The organism is Bifidobacterium sp. LH_230 (assembly GCF_056357555.1).
In genome coordinates this window covers 1-5,747 of sequence record NZ_JBKEWJ010000040.1, presented here as the reverse complement: position 1 = coordinate 5,747, position 5,747 = coordinate 1, and the positions used below count along the sequence as shown (strand labels likewise).

The 5,747-nt window shown below is 63.5% G+C and carries 3 protein-coding genes; all 3 read left to right on the top strand.

Annotated elements, in window-relative coordinates; all coding sequences use genetic code 11:
* Nucleotides 1–189: 189 nt before the first annotated feature.
* The 3 genes from AC1A0G_RS12140 (at nt 190) to AC1A0G_RS12130 (ending at nt 5,648) form a co-directional block, all read left to right on the top strand.
* Nucleotides 190–945 carry a GDSL-type esterase/lipase family protein gene (locus tag AC1A0G_RS12140; RefSeq protein WP_476530005.1) on the top strand — a complete coding sequence of 252 codons (756 nt, stop codon included), beginning with the start codon at nt 190–192 and terminating at the stop codon, nt 943–945.
* 775 nt (nt 946–1,720) lie between these two features.
* Nucleotides 1,721–3,760 carry a hypothetical protein gene (locus tag AC1A0G_RS12135; RefSeq protein ID WP_476530004.1) on the top strand — a complete coding sequence of 680 codons (2,040 nt, stop codon included), beginning with the start codon at nt 1,721–1,723 and terminating at the stop codon, nt 3,758–3,760.
* Between the two features lie 112 nt (nt 3,761–3,872).
* Nucleotides 3,873–5,648, top strand: coding sequence for a beta-galactosidase (locus AC1A0G_RS12130; RefSeq protein ID WP_476530003.1), 1,776 nt, complete (start codon nt 3,873–3,875; stop codon nt 5,646–5,648).
* Nucleotides 5,649–5,747: the final 99 nt, after the last annotated feature.

Sequence of the window (5,747 nt, the reverse complement as noted above, 5' to 3'; positions counted from 1 at the left end):
AGGTCACCATCCGCATGGCCTACGGCTTCCACCACGTCACCAACCTCATCAGCCTCGTCATGCTCCGATGCGGCGGACTCAACATCCAACTACCAACACCAACAAACTAACCCACGAAAACAGCAGAAGCCTCATATATATGCATCATTGGAAACGATATGCGCGGCATACCGGAATCGGGGGAAAATCATGGATTGCAACGGCAAGGTGCTGTACGCGTTCGGCGACAGCATCATCGAGGGGCATACATACCCGCAGCGTTCGTGCGCGAACGTTGTCGCCGATGCTGAGGGGATGCGGCTGTTCAAGTTCGCCCGCAACGGTGCGGCCATACTGCCGCGGCCGATGACGCGACCCGACTTGGGCGGTCAGATCATCGACCAGTGCGACGAGGTGCCGGTTGATACGCCTGCGCCCGACGTGATCCTGTTCGACGGCGGCACGAACGACGGTCATCTGGACCGGATCATGGATCGTCTCGGTGCCGTTAGTGGTTGCACCGCCGACGACGGACGGGATACGGTCGCCGATGGTTTCGATGCGTCATCATTCGACCGCGGCACGTTCGCCAGTTGCTTCGAGGCGACGATCGCGGAATATCGTCGTCGTTGGCCATCCGCGAGGATCGTATATGTGGCGACCGGAAAACTTGCGAACGTGGACATGACGATTCAGCTGGCGTTGCATACGATTGCGTTGGATGCCTGCCGTAAGTGGGGTGTGACCGTTGCCAACGTATTCGATGATGCCGATCTCGACCCGCATCGTGACGCCGATCGCGTCGCGTATTCCTTCGATCGCAACGGTTCCGACGGACTGCCCGGCACTCCGCAGACCGTCACCTACGAGCACCCCGAAAGCCAGCCCAGCGGCACCCATCCGAACCTGGTCGCCGTCAAACGCTTCTACTCCCCCATCATCCGCCGCGCCCTGCGTTCGCTGTAGCGGGCAAGCCGTCGCGCGTTCGGCGGCCTAGTGCTTTGCCGTGTCTTGCACTGTCGCGCTCCGCCCTTGTCGGGGAGGTGTGCAGTGGCTGGGGCGCCAAGGGCCGGCGTATTGCGCAATACCGTATTGGTGCTTCGTCGGGCTTACACTGACGTGTTCTTATTCTTGGCTCCCTCGGTTGAGGGAGCTGGCCGCGAAGCGGACTGAGGGAGCGTCGAACCCATCACATTAAGCCCCGACACAGCACCAGTCCGATGCTGGTTCATCAAGTCGATACTGTCTCGGCGCAACCATTCTCGGAAATGAGCCCCAATCTCCCAAAATAGTTGCGCTGGCCATGTCTCGGTGCAACCATTTCAGGAAATCGTCCCTTTGTTCCGAGAATAGTTGCGTTGGCGATGGCTCAGCGCAACTATTCTGGGCTGAAGCCGTTCTTTTCCGAGAAGAGTTGCGCGTTATTCGTCGTGTGTGGGTGGCGCTTGCGGCGATGGTGCTCACGGGGGCGGACTGTCGGCTTGATGTTCCATCCCGTGAGCACACGATTCCTCGCTCGATGACACGGTCGGGTGGTTTTCCGTCCAGTGCGCAGTAAATGACATCGATTCGGCGTTTTCGATTTGTGCGTGTCTGCAAAATCGTATAGAATCGCAGCGTTGCGATTTTAGGTGATACGACGACGTGCAGAAGCGTCGGTGCTTCACAGAGAAAGGACCTGCGAATGTACTCGCTAGGCAAGAATTCCCCGGAAATACCGGCATATGCGGACACCAGGTCCATGATCTCGGAACTCGGCGCCCCCGGAGACGTAACGATTCGATTTTCGACCGATCCGACCGGCATGAACTGGCTGCGCCCCGACCATCCGTACGCCGCGGTCAGCACCCCGGACGGCATCCAGTCGTCCGTCCACGTGCTGCGCGACGGCGACACCATCGTCACCACGGTCCTGCTCGGCAACGCCACCGGCAAGCCGATCACCACCGCGATCGGCGACATCGGCATCACCCTGCCGCTCGAGGACCGCTACTTCGACGAGACCGACGACTATTCGACCGACCGCCACTGCAACGTCCACCTGTTCTGCGGCGGCACGTGCAGCTGGGCCCTCGCCCTGCGCATGAGCGGCAACGCTCCGCACCTCGGCCTGGTCCTCACGGAAGGCGCGCTCGCCGACTACAGCGTCAGTCGCGACTTCGTTCGCTACAGCAACGACCGCGGCTGCTTCGTCCTGCACCCCGAGCCGATGGAATTCGCCCCCGGCCAGACCCGCACGATCTCGTGGACGATCTTCCCGTGCGCCTCGCGCGAGGACTTCTTCACCCAAGCCGCCGAACGCAGCGCGTTCATCGACGCCCGCTGGAACATGTATGTCACGGTCCCCGGCCAGACCGCCGTCCTGCACATCCGCCCGTCATTCCAACCCGGCCAAGGCACCCCCGTCACTGTCAACGGTGTCCCCGCCGCCCCCGAACCCGACGGCGAGACATACACCTTCGCCTTCACCCCGTCCGACAGCGACCCATACACGCACGACGAATACCGCGACCGCGCCGGCGAACACACCTTCACCGTCCGCATCGGAGATCGCACCGTACGCACCCGCCTGTTCGTCTCCGCCCCGCTCGACGCGCTCATCGCCCAACGCGTGCGTTTCATCGCCCGCAAACAGCAGTACCGCGGTCCCAACGAGCACCTGTCCGGCGCGTATCTGCCGTACGACAACGAGGACCGCCGCCAGTACTATTACGCCGGCGACGACAAAGGCAACGTAGTCAACGACTACAACGCCGGCCGCGAGCGCGTCGGCATGGGCCTGCTGATCGCCGCGTACCTGCGTGAACTGGACCGCGGCATCGTCGCGGATGAGAACGGCGACCTGCTGGCCGACGTGTCGATGGCGCTGTCCGGCACGATGTCGGGCGACGAGTGGAAGCCGCTGCGCGACGAACTTGCCGACAGTCTGCGCGATTACCGCGCGTTCGTCGAACGCGAGTTGGTCGATACGACGACCGGCGAGGTGTTCAACGATGCGCCGCGAGACAACTCGGTCAAGAGGCTGTACAACGCGCCGTGGTTCGCCGAACTGTACGTCGAGCTGTACAAACTCGATGGCGACGTGGAGAACCTGCGCGTCGCCTGCCGCATCATCCGCTGGTTCTACGCGGGCGGCGGCAACCGGTTCTACCCGATCGAACTGCCGATCCTCGCGCTCAGCCGTGCGCTCGAACAGGCCGGCGAGTCCGGTCTGCGCGACGAGCTGCGCGACCTGTTTCTCGCCCATGCGCGAACGTTGGCGGAACTCGGACTGCGCTATCCGAAGCACGAAGTCAACTACGAGCAGTCGATCGTCGCTCCGGCCGCGAGCGTGATCCTGCAGACAGCCGCGCTGGCCGGCGACCGGGACCTGCTGCGGGCCGGATTCGAGCAGTTGCGCGTGCTCGACCAGTTCAACGGATGCCAGCCGGACGCGCACATGAACGAGGTCGCGATCCGTCACTGGGACGGGTTCTGGTTCGGCAAACGTAAGCAGTACGGCGACACGTTCCCGCATTACTGGAGCGGACTGACCGCCGACGTGTTCGATCTGGCGGCCGATCTCATGGACGACGAGGATGCGGCCGAGACGCTGCGTCGTCGTGCGGCCGCGTCGCGTCGCGCGCTGTTGCAGCTGTTCTTCCCGGACGGCACCGCGTCGTGTGCGTACGTGTTCCCGTTCTCGGTGAACGGCGAACGAACGCATTTCGCTGATCCGATGGCGAACGATCAGGACTGGGCGCTGTACTTCATCGTCCGGCACATGCTGGACGCGGAGTGAATACGTTGGCGGCCGTTTGCAGGACGTTCGGCGGAAGTCCGGCAGACGGTCGCCGTCATACGCGATGCAGTGCAGTGATGTACTGCGATGACATAACAAAGGAGTTTCAATCATGACCGTGACTCAATCAACTCGATCATCAAGCCAACCGACGCAACTGTCAACCCAGCCGGTCCCGACGTTCGCCGACCGTCTCGCCTCGCGCGGCAGCATGCTCTACGGCGGCGACTACAACCCCGAACAGTGGCCCGAATCCGTCTGGCACGACGACATGCGACTGTTCAAACAAGCCGGCATCAACGAGGTCACGCTCAACGTCTTCTCGTGGGCGCAGCTGCAGCCCAGCGAAGACGAATACGACTTCCGCAAACTCGACCGCATCGTCAAAACCGTCTCCGACGCGGGGCTATCGATCGTCATGGCCACGTCCACCGGAGCGCTCCCGGCGTGGATGAGCCTGCGTCACCCCGACGTCAACCGCGTCGACGAACGCGGCCGCAAGATGCGCCACCGCGAACGCCACAACGCGTGCATCAACAGCCCGACCTTCCGCAAGTACTCCGCGGCGCTCGCCGGCAAACTCGCCGAACGCTATGGGCGGCTGCCCAACCTCGTCGCGTGGCACGTCGGCAACGAATACGGCGGCATGTGCTGGTGCGACACGTGCGCGAAGGCGTTCCGCGAGTGGCTGCGCGCACGCTACGGCACGATCGAGGCCGTGAACGAGGCGTGGAACTCGGCGTTCTGGAGTCACACCTACCACAGCTTCGACGAGATCTTCCCGCCGAACGAGCTCGGCGACACGACCAGCTGGGGCGGCAAGGCGATCCTCGGCGGGTTCTCGCTCGATTACCAGCGGTTCTACGGCGAGTGCGTGCTCGAGTCGTACAACGAGGAGAAGGCCGCGATCCGCGAGTTCGATCCGGTCAATCCGGTCACGACGAACATGATGGGCACGTATCCGACGTACGACTACTTCCGCTGGCGGGCTGGCGCGGACGGGACGGTTGATGATGCGGCGGTTGTGACCGGCGGCGTGGACGTCGTCTCGTGGGACTCCTACCCGCGCTCTGACACCGACCCCGCGAACGTCGCGTTCTGCCACGAGCTCATGCGCGGCGTGGGCGGCGGCAAGCCGTTCATGCTCATGGAACAGACCCCGAGTCGGCAGAACTGGATGGCGTACAACACGCAGAAACGCCCCGGCCAGATGCGCGAGCTGAGCTGGCAGGCCGTCGCCCACGGCGCCGACACCGTGCAGTTCTTCCAGTTGCGGCAGAATCGGTCCGGCTGCGAGAAGTTCCACGGCGCGCTCATCAGCTCCGACGGCACCGGCCGCACGCGCGCGTTCCGCGAATGTGCCGAGCTGGGAGCCGAGTTGGGACGTGTCTCCGGGCAGATTCTCGGCAGTCGTGTGACGCCGGCCCGCGTCGCGCTGGTCTTTGATTGGCAGTCGCGCTGGGCGATCGGCATGTCCGCCGGCCCCACGATCTCGATGGATTACGTGGCCGAAGTGCAGCGTTGGTATCGCGAACTGCACCGCCGCAACATCCCGGTCGACATCGTCGGACCATACGATTCGTACGATCGGTACGATCTCGTGCTCGCGCCGTGCCTGTATATGATGCGCGCGGATTTGATCGAGCGGCTGCGCGCGTTCGTGTCCGGCGGCGGACGACTGCTGCTGACCGCGTTGAGCGCCTTGACCGATGAGCACGACAGCCTGTACCAGGGCGAGATTCCGGTGCCGCTGCGCGACCTGACCGGCGTGTGGGTCGAGGAGACGGACGCGCTCGACCCGAGCGCGGCCGTGGTGCCGCTGCGGTTTGCGGAACATGGACCGGCCGGTGATGCGGCTGATGGAATAACCGCGAGGTGCCTCATTTGAAAATGAGCGCGTAATCCGGAGTGGTGCCTCACCTGTGGTGAGCGTGAAATCCTAGTCCGCGTCGGCTTGTGGGGTTTCGTCGTCTTCCGGTTCGACGCC

Excerpts from the sequence above, each read along its gene's own strand:
- AC1A0G_RS12140 (WP_476530005.1), top strand. The coding sequence starts at position 190 with ATGGATTGCAACGGCAAGGTGCTGTACGCGTTCGGCGACAGCATCATC.
- AC1A0G_RS12135 (WP_476530004.1), top strand. The coding sequence starts at position 1,721 with ATGATCTCGGAACTCGGCGCCCCCGGAGACGTAACGATTCGATTTTCG.
- AC1A0G_RS12130 (WP_476530003.1), top strand. The coding sequence starts at position 3,873 with ATGACCGTGACTCAATCAACTCGATCATCAAGCCAACCGACGCAACTG.